Here is a 22159-nt window from a genome sequence, read left to right as displayed (position 1 = left end):
ACTCACAGCAGGCCCATGCTGTCGCGCGCGCTCAACCGCACCCGGTCGGCGGATGCGTCATCCGGCTGCTCCTGACTCCCCCGCTCGGCGAACACGCGCTCGAGGTACAACTCGACCTCGCGCTCGATGCGCTGCTCATCCCAGCCGAGCACGCCGCCCATGAGCCGCGCGACCACCGGCGCAGCGGCTACTCCGCGATCCGCCGCCTCGATCGAGATGCGGGTGCGCCGGGTCAGCACGTCGTCCAGGTGCAGTGCCCCCTCGCTCCTCGCCGAATAGACGACTTCCGCGCGCAGGTAGTCGCGCGTGCCCGGCAGCAACTCCCCCAGCGATGCGTCGCCGCGAATCAACTCGAGCACCTCAGAGGCGAGCGCCCCGTAGCGGTGCAGCAGGTGCCGGACCCTCCGCTCCCGGATGCCGAATTCGGCGGCCAGCGCAGCCCGCACATTCCAGGCGGCGGCGAACCCTTCGGCGCCGGCCAGCGGAATGTCCGCCGTCACGCTCGGCACAGCCGTCACGCCGGTCGCATCGATCGCATCCATCGCCATCACTCGGTAGGTGGTGAACTTGCCCCCGGCGACGAACACCATTCCCGGCACCGTGCTCTCCACGACGTGCTCGCGAGACAGCTTAGAGGTGTCGTCGCTCTCCCCCGCCAGCAGCGGCCGCAACCCGGCATAGACGCCGACGACATCCTCCCGGCTGAGCGGCTCGGCAAGCACCCGGTTGACACGCTGGAGCAGGTAGTCGATGTCCGCGGCGGTGGCGGCCGGATGCGCCTTGTCCAGGTTCCAGTCGGTGTCGGTCGTGCCGATGATCCAGTGCCGGCCCCACGGGATGACGAACAGCACGCTCTTCTCGGTGCGCAGCAGCACACCCATGGTGGAGTGGAATCGATCCTTCGGCACCACCAAGTGCACGCCCTTGGACGCGCGCACGCGCATCCGGCTCCGATCTCCGGTCAGCGCCTCGGTGTCGTCGGTCCACACCCCGGTCGCGTTGACGACTCGCTTCGCCCGGATCTCGAACTGCCCGCCAGCGTGGTAGTCGCGCACTCGAGCGCCGACGATGCGGTCACCTTCCTTGAGGAAGCCCTCCACTCTCAGCCGGTTCGCAACCTGCGCACCGTACTGCGCCGCGGTGCGCACGAGCGTCACCACGAACCGCGCGTCATCCACCTGCGCGTCGAAATAGCTGATCCCGCCGCGGATGTCGTCGGTGCGCAGCCCAGGCATCGCCAGCTGCACCTGCCGCCGACTCAGGTGCCGGTGGTGGGGCACCCCCGGCGAGCGGCCACCGGTGTAGCTCATCACGTCATACAGCGCCATGCCGGCCCCGATGTAGCCGCGTTCCACAAGCGGCACTGTCAGCGGGTACAGGAACCGCACCGGCCGCACCAGGTGGGGCGCGAGCTTCTCCAGCAGCAGGCCGCGCTCGACGAGCGCCTCCCGCACGAGCGAGAAGTCGAGTTGCTCCAGATACCGGATGCCGCCGTGCACCAGCTTCGAGGAACGACTCGACGTGCCAGAGGCCCAGTCCCGGGCCTCGACCAGCCCCACTCGCAGGCCGCGCGTCGCGGCATCCAGGGCTGCACCGGCGCCGACCACCCCACCACCGACGACCAGGACGTCCAGTTCGCCGTCCCGCATCCTGGCGATGGCGGCAGCGCGCTCCGGGGCACCGAGTCGGGAGCGGTCGGTCACCATGTCAGTCGTGGTAAGGCGAGACGACCACGTCGACGCGCTGGAATTCCTTGAGGTCCGAGTACCCAGTCGTCGCCATCGACCGGCGAAGCGCGCCGACCAGGTTCACCGTGCCGTCTGCGACCGTTGACGGCCCGAACAGGATCTGCTCGAGCGGCGCCACCTGGCCAACACGCACCCGGTTGCCGCGGGGCAGCTCGGCGTGGTGGGCCTCGGCTCCCCAGTGGAAGCCGCCGCCGGGCACGTCGGTGGCGCGTGCCAGCGTGCTGCCGAGCATCACGGCATCCGCACCCATCGCCACCGCCTTGACGATGTCGCCCGAGGTGCCGAGTCCGCCGTCGGCGATGATGTGCACGTAGCGGCCGCCCGACTCGTCAAGGTAGTCGCGTCGGGCACCGGCGGCATCCGCGATGGCGCTCGCCATGGGCGCGTGGATGCCGAGCGCGGCGCGCGTCGTTGACGCTGCGCCACCCCCGAAGCCGACGAGAATGCCTGCGGCTCCGGTGCGCATGAGGTGCAGCGCGGGCGTGTATCCGGATGCGCCGCCCACGATCACCGGGACGTCGAGTTCGTAGATGAACTTCTTGAGGTTGAGCGGCTCCTGGTTCTGGGAGACATGCTCGGCGCTGACGGTCGTGCCGCGGATCACGAACAGATCGACACCCGCCTCGATGACCGTCTTGTACAGCTGCTGGGTGCGCTGCGGGGAGAGCGCGCCGGCGACGGTGACTCCGGCCTCGCGGATCTCGGCCAGCCTGCTGGTGACGAGTTCCGGCTTCACCGGCTCGGCGTAGATCCTCTGCATGCGGCTGGTGGCTTCGGCATCAGGCAACCCGCGAATCTCGTCCAGGTATGGCTGCGGGTCCTCGTACCGGGTCCACAGGCCCTCGAGGTCGAGCACGCCGAGGCCGCCGAGCTGGCCGATCCGGATGGCGATCTCCGGGGAGACGACCGAGTCCATGGGCGCGGCCAAGAAGGGGATCTCGAACTTGTACGCGTCAATCGTCCACGACACCGAGACATCCTGAGGGTCGCGCGTGCGCCGGTTGGGCACCACCGCGATGTCGTCGAACGAGTATGCGCGGCGAGCGCGCTTGGCGCGGCCGATCTCCACTTCAGTCACGCCCTCAGTCTAGGCGCGCACCGCCGACGAGGCTCAGCGACGGTAGTTGGGCGCCTCCGCGACCATCTGGATGTCGTGCGGGTGCGATTCCTTCAGCCCGGCCGCTGTGATCCGCACGAACTTGCCCTTCGCGCGCAGCTCGTCCATGGTGCGCGCGCCGACGTAGAACATCGACTGGCGCAGGCCACCGACCAGCTGGTAGACGACCGATGAGACCGGGCCGCGATACGCAACCTTGCCCTCGATGCCCTCCGCGATCAGCTGCTCGTCGCTCGGCACATCGGCCTGGAAGTACCGGTCGCGCGAGTAGGAGGTCTTCGTGCCGCGCGTCTGCATCGCACCGAGGGACCCCATACCGCGGTAGGTCTTGAACTGCTTGCCGTTGACGTAGATGAGCTCGCCGGGGCTCTCGTCGGTCCCGGCCAGCAGCGACCCGAGCATCACGGTCTCCGCGCCGGCAACGAGCGCCTTGGCGATGTCGCCCGAGTACTGCAAACCGCCGTCGGCGATCACTGGGACGCCCGCCTCACGGGCGGCCAGCGATGCCTCGTACACCGCGGTCACCTGCGGCACGCCGACACCCGCGACCACGCGCGTCGTGCAGATGGAACCCGGCCCGACGCCGACCTTGATCGCATCCGCGCCTGCATCGATCAGCGCCTGCGCACCGGAACGCGTCGCGACGTTGCCGCCGATGATGTCGATGTTCGCGAACGCGGGGTCGGCCTTGAGTCGACGGATGATGCTGATCTCACCGGCGGAGTCGCCGTTGGCGGTGTCCACGACGATGACGTCGACACCGGCGTCGGCGAGCGCACCGGCGCGCTCCCACGCGTCGCCGAAGAAGCCGATCGCGGCGCCAACGCGCAGCCGGCCCTCATCGTCCTTGGTGGCGTTCGGGTACTGCTCGGTCTTGTCGAAGTCCTTCACCGTGATGAGACCAGTCAGGCGTCCTCGCTCGTCGACGAGCGGCAGCTTCTCGATCTTGTGCTCGGCGAAGATGGCGATCGCCCCGTCGGGGTCGATGCCGGCGGGTGCGGTGATAAGCGGCATCTTCGTCATGACGTCCCGCACGAGGGTCGTCGACTTCTCGAACTGGGAGACAAAACGCATGTCACGGTTGGTGATGATTCCAACGAGCGTGCCGTCACCCTCAATCACCGGCAGACCCGATACGCGGAACTGGCCGCACACCGCGTCAACCTCGGCGACCGTCGCATCCGGCGTCGTCGTGACCGGATTGGTGATCATGCCCGACTCGCTGCGCTTCACCTTGTCGACGAACCCGGCCTGGTCCTCGATCGACAGGTTGCGATGCAGCACGCCCAAGCCACCCTGCCTGGCCATCGAGATGGCCATGCGCCCCTCGGTCACGGTGTCCATGGCGGCCGAGATCAGTGGTGTGCTGACCCGGATGCGCCGGGTGAGCCGACTGGACGTGTCCGCTTCGCTCGGGATGACGTCGGTGTGCCCTGGCAGCAGCATGACGTCGTCGTAGGTGAGCCCGATGAAGCCGAAGGGGTCTGGCTGATCCATGATTCTCCTGGAGTGGGACGGGAGGGAAGGACCGGATGCCACAGTGAATACCGGTAGTCAATGTTAACGGTTCGACTGTCGATTCTGTTCCCGCGGTAGCACATTGGCCCAGCGGTGTGGCACGGGCGTGACAGTTACGCCATAATCGGCACGTATCGTCAACGATGACGAAGCCAGAACCATGCCGACTCGGCCTGCTCGCTGGCGACGTCTTGGAGGTCTTGTGCACGTTCCTGGTCGACCCCGAGCCCGAGTACGCCAACGACCAGTCAGACGCTTAAGTCTGCTGTTTGCTGCCGTCTTCGCGGCGATTACCCTGTCAACGTTCGTCGCGTCCCCGGCTCTCGCCGATGAGGTCGGAACCGACGAATACGACTTCATCTTCAGCGGCAACGTGAAGTTCGAGGACAAGCCACTTGCCGACGTCCGGATCACAGTGGAGGGCGGCGGGTACGACGCCGAGGTGGTCACCGGGGAGGACGGGCGCTGGCGTGTAGGCGTTCCCGATAAGGACGAGACGTACACGATCACCCTGGACGAAGAGACCCTCCCCAAAGGCGTCATCGTCGCTGAGGGAAGCGCCACGAAGGAAGCCGAGTTCGGCCTGACGAACAACGCGACAGTGAACTTCTTCCTCGGCGAGGGTGTGCGGCAGGTCACGCCGTTCAGCGAACAGCTCGCCGGCCGCATCATGAACGGCCTCAACTTCGGCCTCATGCTCGCGCTCGCGTCGATCGGCCTATCTCTGATCTTCGGCACAACCGGCATCTCGAACTTCGCGCACGCCGAAATGGTCACCTTCGGGGCGTTGATGGCTTTGACCTTCGGCGTGCACCTCGCGTTCCCGATGTGGATAGCGATCCCCATCGCCGTGATCCTCGCCGGACTGTTCGGGCTCGCGCAGGACATCGGGCTCTGGAAACCGATGCGAAAACGCGGATTGAGCGTCGTGCAGCTGATGATCATCAGCATTGGTCTCTCCCTGGGGCTTCGCTACGTCTATCTCTTCTTCTATGGCGGGGGCGTCTTCCAGCTGCCGAACCCGGGCTCGACCAAGATCCAGCTCCTGGGGCCGATCAAGCTTTCGATCACGGACATGATCAGCATGGGCGTCTCGCTCGCTGTGCTGATCGGCGTCGCATACTGGCTGATCAACACCCGCACCGGCAAGGCGACTCGGGCCATCTCCGACAACGCGTCGCTGGCCGCCGCCTCCGGCATCAACGTCGATCGCGTGGTGCGGATCATCTGGATCCTCGGGTCCGCGCTTGCTGGCCTCTCCGGCGTGCTGTGGGCATACTTCCGCCCTGGGATCAGGTGGGACATGGGCTGGCAGATCCTGTTGCTGATCTTCGCCGCAGTCGTGCTCGGCGGTCTCGGGACCGCGTTCGGCGCACTCCTGGGATCGATCATCGTCGGCCTCATGGTCGAAGTGTCAACCCTGTGGCTGCCATCCGACATCAAATATGTGAGCGCGCTGACGGTCCTGATCGTCGTGCTGTTGTTCCGACCTCAGGGCATCCTGGGTCGTCGAGAGAGGATCGGCTAGCACCATGGACTGGGGATTGATTCTCAACAACACGCTCGCGTGGGTATTCATGCCGGAGACGATCGCGTACGCGATCGCCACCCTCGGCCTCGCGGTGCACTTCGGCTACGGCGGCCTGCTGAACTTCGGCCAGGCCGGCTTCATGGCGCTCGGCGCGTACGGCTACGCGATCTCGGTGCTCACGTTTGGCTTCCCCTGGTGGGGCGGACTGCTGGTCGGCGTGGCAGCCGCGGTCGTGTTCGCGCTCATCCTCGGCTTGCCGACGTTGCGCCTCCGCGCCGACTACCTCGCAATCGCGACGATCGCTGCGGCGGAAGTCGTGCGGCTGCTGTTCCAGTCGACGATTTTCGATGACTACACAAACTCCGCCGACGGCCTAGGCGGGTACCACGAGAGCTTCCGCTCCGCCAACCCGTTCCCGCCCGGCACGTACGGCTTCGGGCCGTGGACCTGGTCGGCGACGGACCTCTGGGTGCGCGTGTTCGGCCTGATCCTGCTCGGCATCGCACTTCTCGTCGTCTGGCTGGTCATGCGCAGCCCGTGGGGTCGCGTAGTTCGCGGCATCCGAGAGGACGAGGATGCGGTGCGCGCACTCGGCAAGAACGTGTTCGCGTACAAGATGCAGGTCCTCGTGCTCGGTGGTGTCCTCGGCGCGCTGGGCGGATTCGTCGTCGCACTGCCGTCGGCGGTGGTCCCGGCGTACTACCTGCCGTCGTTGACGTTCTTCCTGTGGACGATCCTGCTCCTTGGTGGCGCGGCAACGATCTTCGGTCCGGTGCTCGGCTCGCTGCTCTACTGGCTGATCATGGCGTTCCTCGCGAACGTGCTCCCCGCGTTGGCATCCACGGGCATGATCCCCGGCCTCAACAACCCATCTCAGGCGGGGAACTTGCGTTACATCCTGGTCGGAGTCGCGCTGATTCTCATCGTCGCATTCCGTCCGCAAGGCATTCTCGGCAACAAGAAGGAGATGACCTTCAATGCCCGCTAACCAACCACGTATCAAGTCGACCGGACTGCACGTCGGCGAGATCCGCCCCGGCGTGCCGAAGGTCGACCCGATCATCGTCGCCGACAACATCACGCGCTCGTTCGGTGGCCTCAAGGCGGTCGACGTCGAGCACCTCGAGATCCCGCGCGGCGCTATCACCGCGCTCATCGGGCCGAACGGTGCCGGCAAGACAACCCTGTTCAACCTGCTGACCGGCTTCGACAAGCCGGACACGGGCACGTGGGAGTTCGACGGCAAGAACCTCGCCGGGATTCCAGCGTTCAAGGTGTCGCAACTTGGCCAGGTCCGCACCTTCCAGCTGACCAAGTCCCTCGCGCTCCTGACGGTGCTCGAGAACATGAAGCTGGGCGCGAAGAACCAAGCGGGCGAGAAGTTCTGGAACGGGCTCATCCCGGCGCTGTGGAGGAAGCAGGAGGAGGAGATCGAGGAGAAGGCGCTGGCCCTCCTCGAGCGCTTCAAGCTCGACACTAAGAAGGACGACTACGCCGCGAGCCTGTCCGGCGGCCAGCGGAAGCTCCTCGAGATGGCGCGCGCTCTCATGAGCGACCCGACTCTGGTGATGCTCGACGAGCCGATGGCAGGCGTCAACCCGGCGCTCACCCAGTCACTCCTCGACCACATCCTTGGTCTCAAGGACTCGGGCATGACCGTCCTCTTCGTCGAACACGACATGGCCATGGTCCGTCACATCGCCGACTGGGTGGTCGTCATGGCTGAGGGCCGCATCGTCGCCGAGGGACCACCGGATGAAGTGATGAAGGACCTCGCCGTCATCGACGCTTACCTGGGCAGTCACCTCGACACCGATCTGGGCGTTGTCACCGGCCGAATCGACGTCATCCATGAAGACCACCTTGTCGACGACATCGTCGAGGAGGCGCTCCAGACGGAGGCCGGGTCGACCACCCGACCGGGTGACGACATCCAGGAAGAGAAGGTGCAGCCGTGACCAACAGCGAACTGGTTGTCGAGGTAACGGACCTCGTCGCGGGCTACCTGCCCGGCGTGAACATCCTCACCGGGTGCTCGCTCACCGCGCACAAGGGCGAGCTCATCGGCATCATCGGACCCAACGGCGCCGGCAAGTCAACGCTGCTCAAGGCCATCTTCGGTCAGGTGCACGTCCGCGGCGGCTCGATGACCCTGAACGGGGAGGACATCACCGACCTGCCCGCGGACAAGCTTGTCGCGAGGGGTGTCGGGATGGTGCCCCAGAACAACAACGTCTTCCCGACACTCACGATCGAAGAGAACCTGCAGATGGGGCTCTTCCAGAACCCGAAGATCTACAACGAGCGCCTCGAGTTCGTTACGTCCCTGTTCACCGAGCTGAAGTCCCGACTCAAGCAACGTGCAGGCTCCCTCTCCGGCGGTGAACGCCAGATGGTGGCCATGTCGCGCGCGCTCATGATGGACCCCGAGGTCCTGCTGCTCGACGAGCCCTCCGCGGGCCTCTCGCCTGTGCGCCAGGATGAGGCATTCATCCGGGTCTCGGAGATCAACAAGGCCGGCGTGACGACCATCATGGTCGAGCAGAACGCGCGCCGGTGCCTGCAGATCGCAGACCGTGCGTACGTGCTCGATCAAGGCCGGGACGCCTACACGGGCAGCGGTCGGGAACTGCTGCACGACCCCAAGGTCATCAGCCTGTACCTCGGCACCCTGGGCGAGGAAGTCGCCTAAGCGGAGCACGTGAACGGTGAGGGGCCCCGCCGGATGGCGGGGCCCCTCACCGTTGCTGGAGCGCCAGGCGCGCAGCGTGGCGTCTGCTGCGGCTGCCTACTAGCCGCTGCGGCTGCCTGACAACAGGAGAAGGGCCCCGCCTTGTGGCGGGGCCCTTCTTTGCGCATCAACTAGTTGGTGCGGGTGTGCATGTTGTCGGCCCCGTACTTGAAGATACCGATCGTGGCGTCGGTCGGGTCTCCGGCGTCGTCGAACTTGATACCGCCCGAGTAGCCGTCGTAGTCGACCTTGCCGCCGTCGAGGATGATCTGAGCTGCCGACGCGAAGTCGGTAGCCTTCTCACCCGGGTCGTCTCCACCACCGGAGACCTCCTGCAGCTTGGCAGCGATGTCGGCACCGTCGGTCGAACCGGCGGCCAGCGCAGCCAGCGCGAGGAGCATGACAGCGTCGTACGACTCAGCCGCGTACAGGAAGTCCGACAGCGGCTCAGCGCCATCGAGCTCGGTCTGCCAGGCGTCGTTCAGGCGGTCCTGGAAGTCGTCGGCAAGCGACGGTCCGGGGGCCATGCCCGTGGCGCCCTCGACGGTGCCGGCGGGCAGGTCGGCGCCGAACTGCTTGGTGTTGCCGTCAACGAGGTAGACCTTCGACATGTCGTAGCCCTGGTCCTTCAGCGCCGGCAGGATCGTGTAGGCCTGGTCGAACGTGATCAGGGCGATCGCGTCGGGGTCCTGGGCCAGCACGGTCGAGATCTGCGCGCTGAAGTTGGTGTCACCGTCGTTGAAGTACTCGGTGGCCACAACCGTGCCGCCCGCGTTCTCGAACGTCTCGGCCGTGACCTTCTCCAGTCCGGTTCCGTAGGCGTCGTTGATGACGATCATCCCGAGGCTGCTTGCACCCTCCTCTGCGACAAGGTTGCCGAGAACCTCACCCTGCAGCAGGTCGGACGGCGCAGTGCGCCAGTAGAGGCCGTCGTCATCCCACGTCGTGAAGTCCGGGGACGTGTTCGCGGGTGAGATCTGAATCACGCCGGCACCGGTGATCTGGTCGATCACGAGCTTCGAGACACCGGATGCCGCAGCACCGATGATCGCAGACACGCCCGCGCTCAGCAGGGTTGGGACGGCCGTTGCGTATGCCTTGTTGTCCGGGTCGCCCGAGTCACCGTAGGTGATCTCCACCGTGATGCCAAGGTTCGCCTCGTTGATCTCCTTGGCGGCCAGCGCGACACCAGCTTCCTCGGGCGGGCCGAGGAAGGAGAGTGATCCCGTCTGCGGCAGAAGTGTGCCGATCTTCAGGGTGAGCTGCTCGGTCGGGCCCGACGGGCCGTCGGGGTTCTCAGTCGGCGTGCAGCCTGCGAGCACCAATGCTCCGACTCCGACCATTGCGATCCCACCGAGAACGGACTTCAGGGACTTTGAGCGGGAGGCCTTGGCCTTCGCAAATACGCTCATGTTGCTCCTTGCGTTTCGAGTGTGCTAACACGGCAGCAGCCACTGCCGTTGACGTAAAGGTATTGTCATTCCGGCGTGGGCACAACACATCCGGGTTACAGCGCCATAACAGCGCACAATCGTTACCGTTACGCGATCAAATGCGCTCATTCTGCCCCCCGATGGGGGCTTGATCGTTGTAGTCAGCCCGCAAACACGCCGTCGTAGCGGGCGTATTTGTTGTCGGGGCCGTACCGAAACAGGCTGTAGTGAGCCATCATCGGATCTCCGGATGCGTCGAGCTCGAGCGGTCCGGAGACGCCGTCGTAGTCGATGTCATCCTCGGTGGTCAGCACGTCGAGGCATTCGCCGTAGCTTGTGCAGGTGATGCCGCCCGCTGAGGCATCCCGCAGCGATGCCGCGATGCTCGGTCCACCATCGTCATCCGCCAGCACCGCAGCGAGCGCCGCGAGGATCGTCGCGTCGTAGGCCTCCGCGGCGTAGCGGAAGTCCGTGACGCGCGGGTCGGATGCCCGAACGCGGGCGACGAAGGCGTCATCCGGTTCCGCACCCTCGCGCAGGCTGCCCACCGACGCGAGGACTCCCGCTGGCAGCGTTTGGGAGTAGTCGGCGAGGCTCTGGCTCGTCAACCACAGCCTCTCGCCGCCGAGTCGCGCGGCCGTCAGCGCCGCGATCACGGCCTGGTTCTGCTCGGCCTGGCTGAACGGGCTGGCCAGCACCACCACATCCGGCTTCGCAGCCTTCACTTCGGAGACGATCTTCGCCGGCGACGCGGATGCGGTCATCTTCACGTCCGCGACGACCGTGTCCGCAGGCCTGGCGTTCACGAGCGAATTGCGCACCGCGAGGCTCGGTTCGTCGTCGAAGTAGATGACGGCGACGGTGCCGCCGATCAGGCCGGCGATCGCCGCGCCCTGCAGGGCAGCTGACGGGATGGTGCGGAAGAACATCCCGGTCTCGGCGTGCGCGCTGAGCCGCGGGTCGGTCGCGGCCGGGGAGATCAGCGGGATGCCGGCCTCGACGGCGAGCGGCAGCACCCGCTCGGCGAGTACCGACACGGACGGGCCGATCACGACGTCAACGCCCTTGCCCGCCAACTCGCCGAAGGACGCCTCGGCCGTCTCGCTCGAGGCATCCGCAGAGTCCCGGTGGAACACCTCGACCGGCTTGCCGTTCACCCCGCCGAACTCGTTCAGCTCGCGCACCGCCAGCTCGACCCCCGCCAGTTGGGCGGAGCCCATGAACGCGAACTCGCCGGTCACTGGGAACAGGGTGCCGAAGCGCAGGACCCCGTCACCGGAGGGTGGCACGGGCGTGGGGGTCGCTGTCGGCTCTGGGACTGGCGCCGGTTCGGAGGTGCAGGCGACCAGGCCGATGCTCAGCACCGCGACGGTCACCAGGGCGATTGCGCGCGACAATACCGGTCCTCTCGTTGTGGGGTTTCGAGAGGACACTACCGAAGCATCAACCGGGCAGCGGTGAGGCGCGGCGTGCCCTACCGCTCGCGAGCATGTCGGTGGTCAGCACGATGAGTGCGACCCAGACGAGGGCGAAGCCGATCCACCGCTCAAGGGGCATGGCTTCGTGCAGGATGAACGCGCCCACGATGAACTGCAGCACCGGGGCGAGGTACTGGAACAGGCCCATGTAGACCAAGGGAAGGCGCCTGGCCGCTGCCGCGAACAGAAGCAGCGGAACCGCCGTGATGACACCGGATGCGAGCAGCAGCACGACGTTGGCGGCGCCCGCGTTGCCGAAGACGAGGCCGGATGTCGCGGAGACGAACCACAATTGACCGATGGCGACAGGGATGAGCCACGCTGTCTCGAGCGTGAGGCCGCTCACCGCATCCACGCGCGGGCCGACGCGCTTCTTCACGAAGCCGTAAAGCCCGAACGAGAACGCGAGGGCCAGCGAGACCCACGGGAAGACGCCGTACCCGATCGCGATCACCAGCACCGCAATCCCGCTGATGCCGACGGCGACCCACTGTGCGGCGCGGAGCCGCTCGCGAAGCAGCAGCACCCCGAGGAGGACGGTGACGATGGGGTTGATGAAGTAGCCGAGCGACGTCTCGATGACCTGGCCGTTCAGGGTGGCGTAGACGTACACCTGCCAGTTGATGACGATCAGCAGTCCGGCGAGGCCGAGGGTGAAGAACAGTCGTGGCTGCCTCACGATCGCAATGAGCGCACGCCACGCTCGGGTGACCGTGAGCAGCACGGCGCAGAACACCAGCGAGAAGATGATCCGCCAGCCGACGACCTCGATCGGGCCTGTTGGCAGCAGCAGCACGAAGTAGATGGGGAGGACACCCCAGAGCCCGTAGGCGCCCACCGCATACAGCGCTCCCGCGCGCCCGGAAGTCGCCGTCTGTTGCATTCCCCGAGGCTACCGCCCATGCGGGTCCTAAACGCGAAAGGGGCCCGTCCCGAAGGACGAGCCCCTTATCGAAAGGCTGGTGTCAGCGCTCCACGACCGCGAGAACGTCGCGCGCGGACAGCACGAGCAGGTCCTCGCCGCCGTACTTGACCTCTGTACCGCCGTAGCGGGAGTAGATCACTCGGTCGCCGACTGCGACGTCGAGCGGAACGCGGTTGCCGTTGTCATCGATGCGGCCGGGGCCCACCGCGACGACTTCGCCCTCCTGGGGCTTCTCCTTCGCGGTGTCAGGGATGACCAGACCGGATGCAGTGGTCTGCTCGGCCTCGACCTGCTTGATGACGATTCGATCTTCGAGCGGCTTGATGGACACCGACACGGTTGACCTCTTCTTTCTCAGAACGTGCGAAATTCGTGGGTTAGCACTCTCACTGCGAGTGTGCCAAAAACTACTGTACGGCGCGGACTGGCACTCGGTCAATCCGAGTGCCAACGACAGAACGTGACCTGCCGCTGGAAGAATAGCCGGATGGACAAGAGCGAGCTCATCGTGCTGCTGTCGGCCGAGGGCTTGCGGCTGCTGGATTCGCTTCCCGAATACGAGAGCACCGACGACGTCGTGCGCACGGTCGACCGCCTCCGCAAGGAGGGACGCTCACCCGAGCTGGTCGCCGCGGTCCTGACCCAGTCGAAGCTGCGACGACGGGCCAGGCACAAGCTCGGTCCGTTCGCCGACCGGATGCTGTTCACCGAGCCCGGGCTGGAGCAGGCGACCAGGCTGCCGATCGCCGCGTTGCACGCGCAGCGCTTCCGCGCGGCCGGGCTGCCGCATGTGGCCGACCTCGGCTGCGGCATCGGCGTCGACGCCATGGCGATGGCGGGCATCGACCTCAAGGTCACCGCAATCGAGCGGGACGAGGTGACGGCTGCCATTGCCGCGTACAACCTCGCGCCCTGGCCGGATTCGACGGTGATCAACACCGACGCCGAGGACATCGGCATCGCCGAGTTCGACGCCCTCTACCTCGACCCTGCCCGTCGTTCCGGGGCGCGGCGGCTGGTCGACCCGGCCGATTGGACTCCCTCCCTCGACTTCGCCTTCGAGGTTGCCCGGCAGAAGCCGACGGGCATCAAGCTTTCCCCCGCGATCGATCGTGACCTGATTCCAGTGGACGCAGAGGCGCAATGGATCTCGGACGCCGGGGAGGTGGTCGAGCTCGGGCTGTGGTTTGGCGCGGTGGCGAGGTCAGGCATCCGGCGCAGCGCCCTGGTGATCGGTCCGCATGGCGCGGCCGAGCTGACCGCAGCCGAGGACAGCGCGGACGCTGAACTCGGCCAGCTGGGCGAGTACCTGTACGAGCCGGATGGCGCAGTCATCCGGGCACGCCTGATCGGCGACCTGGCCAGAAGGATCGGCGCTCGGATGGTGAGCGAGCGGATCGCCTGGCTTACGTCGGATGCGGCAGTCGATTCGCCGTTCGCCTCACGCTTCCGCGTTGTCGAGGAGTTCCCGTTCGACGTCAAGACCCTGAAGCGCGAGCTGGCAGCCCGCCGGATCGGGACGCTCGAGATCAAGAAACGCGGAGCCGATATCGACCCGGCCGAGCTGCGCAAGAAGCTCGCGCCGAAGGGCGAGCATTCGGCGACGCTCATAATCACCCGGATCGCCGGGCGACACCGCGCTGTGCTCGCCGAGCGCGACTAGACGGACGTCGCGGCGCCGGTGAGCGCAAACATGAAGAAGCCGAAGAACAGCACGGCGAAGATGAGGAAGATCAGGCTCAACCCGATGGCCACGTAGCCGGTGATCAGGCCGGCCAGCGCCATGCCCTTGCCCGCGGGCTCTTTCTTCATCGCGATGTGTCCGAAGATCACCGCCGCGATGCCGGTGAGCCAGCCGATGTAGAAGAACATCAGCACAAGGCTCACGATGCCGATGACCATGGACGCGATGCTGAGCCCCTTGGCGTCCTGCGGAGCGCCGTAATTCGCGTTGTACGGCTGTGTGGCATACGGGTTCTGCGCGTACGGGTTGTTCACGGGCTGCTGAGTGACCTGCGCCTGAGCGTATGGCGACGGCGGCGCTGGCTGAGCGATCACGGGCGGCGCCTCAGGAGGCTGCACGGCGGAGGGCTGAGCGGGCGCGTCGTTCTCGTTGGTCATGCACGACAGACTAGGGCAAAAGCAAAGGCCGCAGTCCCCGCGGGGGGACTGCGGCCCGGCTCTGGTGAACTAGAAGGTCGAGACGCTGACGCCGGCGGTCGCAAACGTGGCGAAGACAGCGAACCACAGGATGACGAAGATCAGGCCGACAACAAGGCCGACGTAGCCGATGATGAGGCCGGCGATCGCCAGGCCCTTGCCGTTCTCACCGGTCTGAGCGATCTGCTTGAGGGCGATGTGGCCGGTGATGATCGCGACGAGGGAGACGAAGAACGCGGAGACGAGTGAGACGATCGCGAGGACGTTGGTCTTCTGCTCGGCGGGAGCAGCCGTGGTGTACGGAGTCGGCTGCGGCGCAGGCGTGGTTTCGGTCATGCTGGAAGCTCCTGTGATTGGTGGGTGTGCCGGGATTTCGGCAGGTGCCGGAGATGGCACAAGTCATAGTGGCAGTCCCGCGCGAACGCTGTCAATCGCGTAGCGACGGTGTGTCGCGAGGCTAGAGCGGTGCGTTCAAGCCTGAATCTGCGTGACCGGGAGGGTCGAGTCGGCCCCGAAGTCGAGGCTTGATGGCTCATGTCCGGCCATCACGAGTTGCGCCCCCACTTCGGCGATCATCGCGCCGTTGTCGGTGCACAGCGACAGCGGTGGGATGCGCAGGGTGATTCCGTGCTCTGCGCATCGCTGCTCGGCCAGTTCGCGCACGCGCGCATTGGCCACGACGCCACCGCCGAGCAGCAGCCTCGGCACGCCGAGGTCGTTGCAGGCGGCCACGGCCTTCGTGATGAGCACGTCCGCGACGGCTTCGCGGAAGCTCGCCGCGACATCCGGGATCGGCACGCCCTCCCCGGCGTCGCGTCGCTGCTCAACCCAGCGGGCGACGGCCGTCTTCAGCCCGGAGAACGAGAAGTCGTAGCGGTGCCGTTCGAGGTCCTTCGGCCGGCTGAGGCCGCGCGGGAATTGGATTGCGCCCGGGTCACCGGCGGCGGCCGCGCGGTCGATGTGCGGGCCGCCCGGATACGGCAGCGACAGCAGCCGGGCGACCTTGTCGAAGGCCTCCCCCGCCGCGTCGTCGATGGTCTCGCCGAGGAGTTCGACATCGGAGACCAGATCGCGCACCAGTAATAGAGAGGTATGGCCGCCGGAGACCAGCAGCGCGACGGTCGGCTGCTCGAGCGGTTCGCCGCTCAGCACGTCCGCTCCGACATGCCCGACGAGGTGGTTCACGGCGTACAGCGGCTTGCCGGTGGCGAGGGCGAGCCCCTTGGCGGCGCCGATGCCCACCATCAGGGCGCCGGCGAGTCCGGGGCCGCTGGTGACGGCGATCGCGTCGAGGTCGTCGAGGGTGACATCGGCTTCGGCGAGCGCTGCCTTCAGCGTCGGCATCATGGCCTCGAGGTGGGCGCGCGCGGCGATCTCCGGGACGACGCCGCCGTAGCGTGAGTGCTCGTCCATCGACGACGCGATGACGTTGGCGAGCAGCTCGGTGCCGCGCACGATCCCCACCCCGGTCTCGTCGCAGCTTGTCTCGATGCCGAGCACGAGTGGGGCGTTCACGCTCCGCCGCCGATCGTCGGGACGGTCCGCGCATCCGGGATCGTCAGCCGCATCACGATCGCGTCGACATTGTCGGGCTGGTAGTAGCCGGTGCGCACGCCGATCCGCTCGAAGCCCAGCGACTCGTACAGCGCCTGGGCGGGCGGGTTGTCGGCGCGCACCTCGAGGAAGAGCTCGCGCACGCCGGCCTGCCGCGCGTCGTGGATGAGCTGGAGCATGAGCGTGCGGCCGAGACCGGACCGGCGGGCGGCGGGCGCGACGGCGATGGTCTGGATGTCCGCCTCGGTCGAGCCGCGCGGCATGAGCATGCCGGCGTAGGCGTCGAGCATGTCGGCTTCCGGCCGGTGGGCGACCAGGTAGCGGGTATGCTCGCTCGCCAGCTCATCCAGCATGCTGTCCCTCGACCACGCGTCGGCTTCGAAGATCGAGTCCTCCAGCTGCATGATGCCGTCGAGGTCGGCGGGGGTTGCGGCGCGCAGCTGCCAGGTCATGTGGTCACCCGCTTCGGGCCGGCGGAGAGGGTGACGTCGGGCGAGCGCAGGTATACCGGCTCTGGCGCAGCGAAGTCCCGCCCGTGCTGGTAGATGCGCTCGGCCAGCAGGCCGACGGATGCCGCGGACACCCAGTGCGTGTCCAGACGGTGGGCTCCGGTCGTCAGCTCATCTGGCTTCGCGATTGCGGGGCCGGCTGCGCGGACCGGGAGACCGACGTCGTCCGCGCCGCTGAACTCGGACCAGTACACCTCGCGACGGCGCGCATCCGTGGTGACGAGCAGCGCTCCGGTGTTGCCGTCGGCGTACCAGCCGAAGGCGACGGCGTCGTGGCTGACGACGCGCACGACTGGCTTGCCCGCGGCGAATGCGAAGGTCTCAGCGGCGGCGATCCCGACGCGCAGGCCGGTGAATGGGCCGGGTCCCATGCCGACCGCGACTCCGGAAAGAGCGCTCGTGGCGATGCCGGACTCCGCGAGGCATTCGCGGATCAGGTCACCGATGACTTCCGCGTGTTTGCGGGTGTCTTCGACGCTCCGGTGGGCGAGCACTCCGGCGTCCCGGTCGACGATGGCGACACTGCTCCCGGCCGAGGTGTCGATGGCGAGCAGCATCCGTCAAGCCTAACTTCCCGCGTGTGCGGCTAGAGGCGAAGGTCCGCCCAGCGGGGACCATGCCCGGTGATGGCCACCGAACGGGGCTCGGCATACGAGTCATCCGTGGCCGCACTTGCGCCGGTCGGCCGTTCGATGTCCACCTCGAGCCAGGACTCGGCGACACCATCGAGCATCCCCGCGCCCCACTCGACCACGACAATCGAGCCCGGGTAGTCGATGTCCAGGTCGTCCAGTTCTGCCGCGCTGCCCAGTCGGTAGGCGTCGACGTGCACGAGCGGGGGGAGAGGGTCGCCGCGCGGATGCGTGCGCGCGAGCACGAAGGTCGGGCTCGTCACGGTGCCGCGCACGCCGAGCGCTTCACCGAGCCCGCGGGTCAGCGTGGTCTTGCCGGCGCCCAGCTCGCCGCTGAGCACGACCAGGTCGCCCGCCTCCAGCCTGCTCGCGATGCGGGCGCCGAGCGCCTCCATCTCCTCCGGAGTGCTGATCCGCAGTTCGATCACCCGGCGCTCCCTCCCCGGTAGGTGCGAGTAATCCGATTGCCGAGCCGCGTGACGATCTCGTAGTTGATGCTGTCGGATGCGTGCGCCCAGTCATCGACCGACGGCACCCCGGTCGCCGGGTCGCCGAAGAACACCGCGCGATCGCCGACGCGCACATCCGCGTCGCCAATGTCGACGAGCACCTGGTCCATCGCGATCGTGCCGGCGATGGTGTGCACCTGCCCGTTGATGCCGACCGGCCCGCGACCGGAGGCCGACCGCGGAATGCCATCGCCGTAGCCGAGGGGGACGAGCGCGACAGTGGTGTCGGTCTCCGCCCGAAAGCGGTAGCCGTAGGAGACGCCGCCGCCGGCCGGGACCCGCTTCACTGCGACGACCGTCGAGGCGAGTTCCAGCGCCGGGACCAGTCCGAGCTCGGCGGACGGTCGATCCTCGAACGGTGACAGCCCGTAGATGCCGATGCCGGTCCGAACCATGTCGAAGCGCGTGCCCGGCAGCGCAAGAGCCGCCGAGGTAGACGCCAGGTGCCGTAGCTGCGGCGAGAGTCCAGCAGCCTCAGCCGCCTCCAGACCCCGGACGAAGGCCGCCACCTGGTGGGCATCGTCGTCCGGGCTCGCGTTCGCGAGGTGGCTGAACAGGCCGCGTACGCGGATACTGCCTGCGCGCTCAAGCTCGGCCGCGCGCTGCACGACCGGCTCCCACTGCTCTGCCGGAACTCCGTTGCGGTGCAGTCCGGTGTCGAGCTTCAGGTGCACGTGCGCGATACCGTCACGGGATGCCGCGGATGCCGCCAGTTCCAGCTGCTCGAGCGAGCTGATCCCAACGTCCACCCCTGACTCGACCGCCATCCGGAAGTCCTCGTCGTGACCGTGCAACCACGCCAGCAGCGGCGCCGAGATGCCGGCACCCCTCAGCTCGAGCGCCTCGGCGATGTCGACGAGGCCAAGCCAGTCGGCGCCGCCGTCGAGGGCGGCGCGGGCGACCGGGAGCGCGCCGTGACCGTAGCCGTTCGCCTTGACGACGGCCATCAGGTGCTTGGTGCCGATGGTGGCGCGCAGTGTCTCAACGTTGCTTGCGATGGCGTCGAGGTCGACTACTGCTTCGCGGTGCAGCCCGCTCACTTCGAAGTTCTCGCGGATTCGGCCATGACGTACGCTATCGCGATCCCCGCGTCATGTGACATCGAGAGGTGCAGGCGGTCGATTCGCAGCTCGACCAGAAGCTCGGCCGCGCCCCCTGAGACCTCGAAGTGCGGGTTGCCGCGGTCATCGGCGGAGACCGCCATGTCGTGCCAGGACACGCCATCGGAGTGTCCGATCGCCTTGATGAGCGCTTCCTTGGCGGCGAATCGGGCGGCCAGCGAATGAAGGGATAGCTCACGTCCGCCCTGCGTTCGTTCGCGGTCAGCGAACAAACGTGGGAGAAGCGCAGGAGTTCGCCGGGCGGCGCGCTCGAAACGGGCCAAATCGACCACGTCAACGCCGATGCCGACGATCACCGCCTACTCCACGGTGACTGACTTGGCGAGGTTCCGGGGCTGGTCGACGTCAAGCCCCTTCGCCGCAGACAGTTCCATCGCGAAGATCTGCAACGGGGCGACCGACAGCAGCGGCTCGAACATCGTGGATGCCAGCGGGATGTGGAAGACGACATCCGCGTGCGGCAGCACTGCGGCATCTCCCTGTTCCGCGATGGCCAGCACGCGTGCGCCCCGAGCGCGGATCTCCTGGATGTTGCTGATCACCTTGCCGTGCAGAGAGTCCTTCGCGCGCGGGCTCGGCACCAGCACGAAGACCGGCTGGCCGGGCTCGATCAGCGCGATCGGGCCGTGCTTCAGCTCACCGGCCGCGAAGCCCTCGGCGTGGATGTAGGCGAGCTCCTTCAGCTTCAGCGCGCCCTCGAGGGCGATCGGGTAGCCGACGTGGCGTCCGAGGAACAGCACGGATCGCGTGTCGCTCATCCAGTGCGCGAGCTCGCGGATCTTGTCGTGCTGCTCGAGCACAACGCCAAGCTTCTCCGGGATGGCGTGCAGCTCGTCGAACAACCGGCGCAGTTCCGGCTCGTCGAGGGTGCCGCGCAGGCGGGCGAGGTGCATCCCGAAGAGGTACAGCGCGGTCACCTGGGCGACGAACGCCTTGGTCGACGCGACGGCGACCTCAGGGCCGGCGTGGGTGTAGACCACGGCATCCGACTCCCGCGCAATCGAGGCGCCCTGGGTGTTGCAGATCGACAGGGTGCGTGCGCCCTGGCTCTTGGCGAACTGCACCGCGAGCAGGGTGTCCATGGTCTCGCCGGACTGGCTGATCGACACGACAAGGGTGCGATCGTCGATGACCGGGTCGCGGTAGCGGAATTCGTGCGCCAGTTGCACGTCGACGGGCACGCGCGCCCACTTCTCAATGGCGTATTGACCGAGCATTCCAGCGTACGCGGCGGTGCCTGCGCCGACGATGACGATGCGGTTGACCTGGCCGAGCTCGTTGGCGAATTCCTCGAGCTCCGGGATCTCGACAAGCCCGTCGACCGCGCGGCCGAGCAGGGTGTTTGCGATCGCGTCTGGCTCCTCGGCGATCTCCTTGGCCATGAAGCTGGACCAGCCGCCCTTGTCGGCCGCCGACGCATCCCACGACACCTCGAACTCCTGGGTCTCGACCGGGTTCCCGTCGAAGTCGACGACGGTGAATGTGCTCGGTGTTATCGTCACGAGCTGGTCCTGACCCAGCGCGACGGCGCGGCTGGTGTGCTCGACGAACGCCGCGACGTCCGAGCCGAGGAAGTTCTCGCCCTCGCCGAGGCCGATCACGAGCGGCGAGTTGCGGCGAGCGCCGACGACGACGCCCGGGTGGTCCTGGTGCATGACCAGCAGCGTGAATGCGCCATCAAGCCGGGCAACGACCCGCCGCAGCGCCTCGGTCAGGTCGCCGGTCTTCTCGTACTCGTATCCGACCAGCTTTGCGGCGACCTCACTGTCGGTCTCGCTCGTGAACACGGTCTCCGGATGCGCTGCGACAAGCTCGTCGCGCAGCGGCGCGAAGTTTTCGATGATGCCGTTGTGGATGAGCGCCAGCTTGCCGTCGTTGCTGAGGTGCGGATGCGCGTTGTCGTCGGTTGGGCCGCCGTGGGTCGCCCAGCGGGTGTGCCCGATTCCGGTGGAGCCGTTGGGGATCGGCGAGCGCTCGATCTCGTCGACGAGCATCTGCAGCTTGCCGGCGCGCTTGCGCGTCTCGAGCCGGCCAGTCCCGTCGAGGACAGCGATTCCCGCGGAGTCGTAGCCCCGGTATTCCAGGCGCTTGAGTCCGCCGAGCAGCACCTCGATGCTCTGGTCGCTCCCGACGTAACCCACGATTCCGCACATGGTGAACGATTTTATGCCACCAAGTCTGGACGTGAAGGCGTCCCGTGTCACTAGTAGGCTTTTTGTCAATGCCTGAGCCCTCCAACGGGGCCGGCCACCTGACCCCGTACCAGGAGATCGCGAGAGCGACCTGGGCAGAGCTGGCGCCGACCACCGAACAACCACTGACCGCCAAGGAACTCGTCGAGTTGCGCGGTCTCGGCGACGTGCTCGACCTGCGGGAGGTGTCGGATGTCTATCTGCCGCTCAGCAGGCTGATCAGCCTGTATGCGGTCGGCGCGAAGCGGCTGCACGCCGCGACGAGCAGCTTCCTGCGGCAGCGCAGTCAGAGCACGCCGTTCGTGATCGGCGTCGCCGGCTCTGTTGCAGTCGGCAAGTCGACGATCGCGCGGGTGCTGCGCGAGCTGCTTGCCCGTTGGGATGAGACGCCCCGCGTCGAGCTGGTCACCACCGACGGTTTCCTGTTCCCCAACCGGGAGCTGGAGCGGCGTGGCCTGATGGAGCGGAAGGGTTTCCCCGAGTCGTACGACCGACGTGCGCTGCTCCGGTTCGTGACCCAGGTGAAGTCCGGTGCCTCCGAGGTGCGGGCTCCCTTCTATTCGCATCTGCGCTACGACATCGTCGGCGACGCCGAGGTGGTCGTTCGCCGTCCGGACATCCTGATTGTCGAAGGCTTGAACGTGCTGCAGCCTCCGGCGGCGGGGCACGAGCTCGCCCTGAGCGACCTGTTCGACTTCTCGGTCTACGTCGACGCGCGCACGTCGGACATCGCGCGCTGGTACGAGGACCGCTTCATGAAGCTGCAGCAAGGCGCCTTTGCCAACCCGTCCTCGTACTTCCACCGGTTCGCCGGGCTCAGTGAGGCGGAAGCGCGCGCGATGGCGAGGGACATCTGGCACCGCATCAACGAGCCGAACCTGCTGCAGAACGTGCTGCCCACGCGCTCACGCGCCAAGCTCGTGCTGCGCAAGGACTCGCAGCACACCGTCAACACGATCCTGCTGCGGAAGATCTAGAGGCGCCCGGCGCCCACTCCAGCA

Annotated in this window: 22 protein-coding genes; 6 read left to right on the top strand and 16 right to left on the bottom strand. The window is 67.0% G+C overall.

The window, feature by feature from the left end:
- Window positions 1–2 precede the first annotated feature (2 nt).
- From IRG63_RS05850 to guaB, 3 genes are read right to left on the bottom strand one after another with little or no spacing between them, the layout of a single operon-like run.
- Window positions 3–1706, bottom strand: coding sequence for a glycerol-3-phosphate dehydrogenase/oxidase (locus tag IRG63_RS05850; protein WP_193509469.1), 1704 nt, complete (start codon window positions 1704–1706; stop codon window positions 3–5).
- A 1-nt stretch (window position 1707) separates the two neighbouring features.
- Window positions 1708–2826 carry a GuaB3 family IMP dehydrogenase-related protein gene (locus tag IRG63_RS05845; protein ID WP_168626253.1) on the bottom strand — a complete coding sequence of 373 codons (1119 nt, stop codon included), beginning with the start codon at window positions 2824–2826 and terminating at the stop codon, window positions 1708–1710.
- 33 nt (window positions 2827–2859) lie between these two features.
- Window positions 2860–4362, bottom strand: coding sequence for an IMP dehydrogenase (gene guaB / locus IRG63_RS05840; protein WP_168626252.1), 1503 nt, complete (start codon window positions 4360–4362; stop codon window positions 2860–2862).
- 283 nt (window positions 4363–4645) lie between these two features.
- On the opposite strand from guaB, the gene IRG63_RS05835 reads away from it, so the two are divergent.
- The 4 genes from IRG63_RS05835 to IRG63_RS05820 are packed head-to-tail and all read left to right on the top strand — an operon-like array spanning window position 4646 to window position 8606.
- Window positions 4646–5911 carry a branched-chain amino acid ABC transporter permease gene (locus IRG63_RS05835; RefSeq protein WP_370566193.1) on the top strand — a complete coding sequence of 422 codons (1266 nt, stop codon included), beginning with the start codon at window positions 4646–4648 and terminating at the stop codon, window positions 5909–5911.
- Window positions 5912–5915: 4 nt separating this feature from the next.
- Window positions 5916–6902 (top strand): branched-chain amino acid ABC transporter permease, encoded by a 987-nt coding sequence (locus tag IRG63_RS05830; protein WP_193509468.1) that lies wholly within the window; start codon window positions 5916–5918, stop codon window positions 6900–6902.
- A complete protein-coding gene (locus IRG63_RS05825) occupies window positions 6892–7872 on the top strand; it encodes an ABC transporter ATP-binding protein (RefSeq protein ID WP_193509467.1) in 981 nt (326 codons plus the stop codon). Before IRG63_RS05830 ends, IRG63_RS05825 begins: the two co-directional genes overlap by 11 nt.
- The gene (locus IRG63_RS05820) at window positions 7869–8606 is read left to right on the top strand and encodes an ABC transporter ATP-binding protein (RefSeq protein WP_168626248.1); all 738 of its coding nucleotides are present in this window, start codon (window positions 7869–7871) and stop codon (window positions 8604–8606) included. Before IRG63_RS05825 ends, IRG63_RS05820 begins: the two co-directional genes overlap by 4 nt.
- 170 nt (window positions 8607–8776) lie before the next feature.
- Here IRG63_RS05820 and IRG63_RS05815 read toward each other — a convergent pair whose 3' ends face one another.
- From IRG63_RS05815 to groES, 4 genes are all read right to left on the bottom strand, one after another.
- Window positions 8777–10057, bottom strand: coding sequence for an ABC transporter substrate-binding protein (locus IRG63_RS05815; RefSeq protein ID WP_193509466.1), 1281 nt, complete (start codon window positions 10055–10057; stop codon window positions 8777–8779).
- A 182-nt stretch (window positions 10058–10239) separates the two neighbouring features.
- Window positions 10240–11475, bottom strand: a complete 1236-nt coding sequence (locus IRG63_RS05810) for an ABC transporter substrate-binding protein (RefSeq protein WP_193509465.1) — start codon at window positions 11473–11475, stop codon at window positions 10240–10242.
- Between the two features lie 46 nt (window positions 11476–11521).
- Window positions 11522–12439: an EamA family transporter RarD gene (rarD, locus tag IRG63_RS05805; RefSeq protein WP_193509464.1), complete on the bottom strand. Its 918-nt coding sequence runs from the start codon at window positions 12437–12439 to the stop codon at window positions 11522–11524.
- An 82-nt stretch (window positions 12440–12521) separates the two neighbouring features.
- The gene (gene groES / locus IRG63_RS05800) at window positions 12522–12818 is read right to left on the bottom strand and encodes a co-chaperone GroES (RefSeq protein ID WP_168626244.1); all 297 of its coding nucleotides are present in this window, start codon (window positions 12816–12818) and stop codon (window positions 12522–12524) included.
- A gap of 150 nt (window positions 12819–12968) precedes the next feature.
- Here groES and IRG63_RS05795 point away from each other — a divergent pair, with 150 nt between their 5' ends.
- Entirely contained in the window at window positions 12969–14144 is a 1176-nt protein-coding gene (locus IRG63_RS05795) for a class I SAM-dependent methyltransferase (RefSeq protein ID WP_168626243.1), read from the top strand.
- Here IRG63_RS05795 and IRG63_RS05790 read toward each other — a convergent pair.
- The 9 genes from IRG63_RS05790 to glmS all read right to left on the bottom strand — a co-directional run bounded on the left by IRG63_RS05790 (window position 14141) and on the right by glmS (window position 21119).
- Window positions 14141–14602 (bottom strand): DUF4190 domain-containing protein, encoded by a 462-nt coding sequence (locus tag IRG63_RS05790; protein ID WP_168626242.1) that lies wholly within the window; start codon window positions 14600–14602, stop codon window positions 14141–14143. The two genes, IRG63_RS05795 and IRG63_RS05790, sit on opposite strands and share 4 nt — an antisense overlap.
- Window positions 14603–14671: 69 nt before the next feature.
- Complete coding sequence (locus tag IRG63_RS05785) at window positions 14672–14977, bottom strand: DUF4190 domain-containing protein (RefSeq protein WP_168626241.1); 306 nt, start codon at window positions 14975–14977, stop codon at window positions 14672–14674.
- Between the two features lie 135 nt (window positions 14978–15112).
- The gene (gene tsaD, locus IRG63_RS05780) at window positions 15113–16156 is read right to left on the bottom strand and encodes a tRNA (adenosine(37)-N6)-threonylcarbamoyltransferase complex transferase subunit TsaD (RefSeq protein ID WP_193509463.1); all 1044 of its coding nucleotides are present in this window, start codon (window positions 16154–16156) and stop codon (window positions 15113–15115) included.
- Window positions 16153–16647 carry a ribosomal protein S18-alanine N-acetyltransferase gene (gene rimI, locus IRG63_RS05775; protein WP_193509462.1) on the bottom strand — a complete coding sequence of 165 codons (495 nt, stop codon included), beginning with the start codon at window positions 16645–16647 and terminating at the stop codon, window positions 16153–16155. Before rimI ends, tsaD begins: the two co-directional genes overlap by 4 nt.
- Window positions 16644–17261: a tRNA (adenosine(37)-N6)-threonylcarbamoyltransferase complex dimerization subunit type 1 TsaB gene (gene tsaB, locus IRG63_RS05770; protein ID WP_193509461.1), complete on the bottom strand. Its 618-nt coding sequence runs from the start codon at window positions 17259–17261 to the stop codon at window positions 16644–16646. Before tsaB ends, rimI begins: the two co-directional genes overlap by 4 nt.
- Before the next feature lie 29 nt (window positions 17262–17290).
- Window positions 17291–17731, bottom strand: coding sequence for a tRNA (adenosine(37)-N6)-threonylcarbamoyltransferase complex ATPase subunit type 1 TsaE (gene tsaE, locus IRG63_RS05765; protein ID WP_193509579.1), 441 nt, complete (start codon window positions 17729–17731; stop codon window positions 17291–17293).
- A 29-nt stretch (window positions 17732–17760) separates the two neighbouring features.
- Window positions 17761–18885 carry an alanine racemase gene (gene alr / locus IRG63_RS05760; protein ID WP_193509459.1) on the bottom strand — a complete coding sequence of 375 codons (1125 nt, stop codon included), beginning with the start codon at window positions 18883–18885 and terminating at the stop codon, window positions 17761–17763.
- Complete coding sequence (locus tag IRG63_RS05755; RefSeq protein WP_193509458.1) at window positions 18882–19262, bottom strand: holo-ACP synthase; 381 nt, start codon at window positions 19260–19262, stop codon at window positions 18882–18884. The genes alr and IRG63_RS05755 overlap by 4 nt, the downstream gene beginning before the upstream one ends.
- Window positions 19263–19265: 3 nt before the next feature.
- On the bottom strand, window positions 19266–21119 hold the full coding sequence (glmS, locus tag IRG63_RS05750) for a glutamine--fructose-6-phosphate transaminase (isomerizing) (RefSeq protein ID WP_193509457.1): 1854 nt from the start codon (window positions 21117–21119) through the stop codon (window positions 19266–19268).
- Window positions 21120–21187: 68 nt separating this feature from the next.
- Here glmS and coaA point away from each other — a divergent pair, with 68 nt between their 5' ends.
- Window positions 21188–22135 carry a type I pantothenate kinase gene (gene coaA / locus IRG63_RS05745; RefSeq protein WP_168626234.1) on the top strand — a complete coding sequence of 316 codons (948 nt, stop codon included), beginning with the start codon at window positions 21188–21190 and terminating at the stop codon, window positions 22133–22135.
- Window positions 22136–22159 lie beyond the last annotated feature (24 nt).

It is taken from the genome of Cryobacterium sp. BB736, from assembly GCF_014980265.1.
GTDB lineage: Bacteria > Actinomycetota > Actinomycetes > Actinomycetales > Microbacteriaceae > Terrimesophilobacter.
The sequence above is the reverse complement of the archived record's forward strand: the minus strand, read 5'-3'. Positions and strand labels throughout refer to the sequence as shown.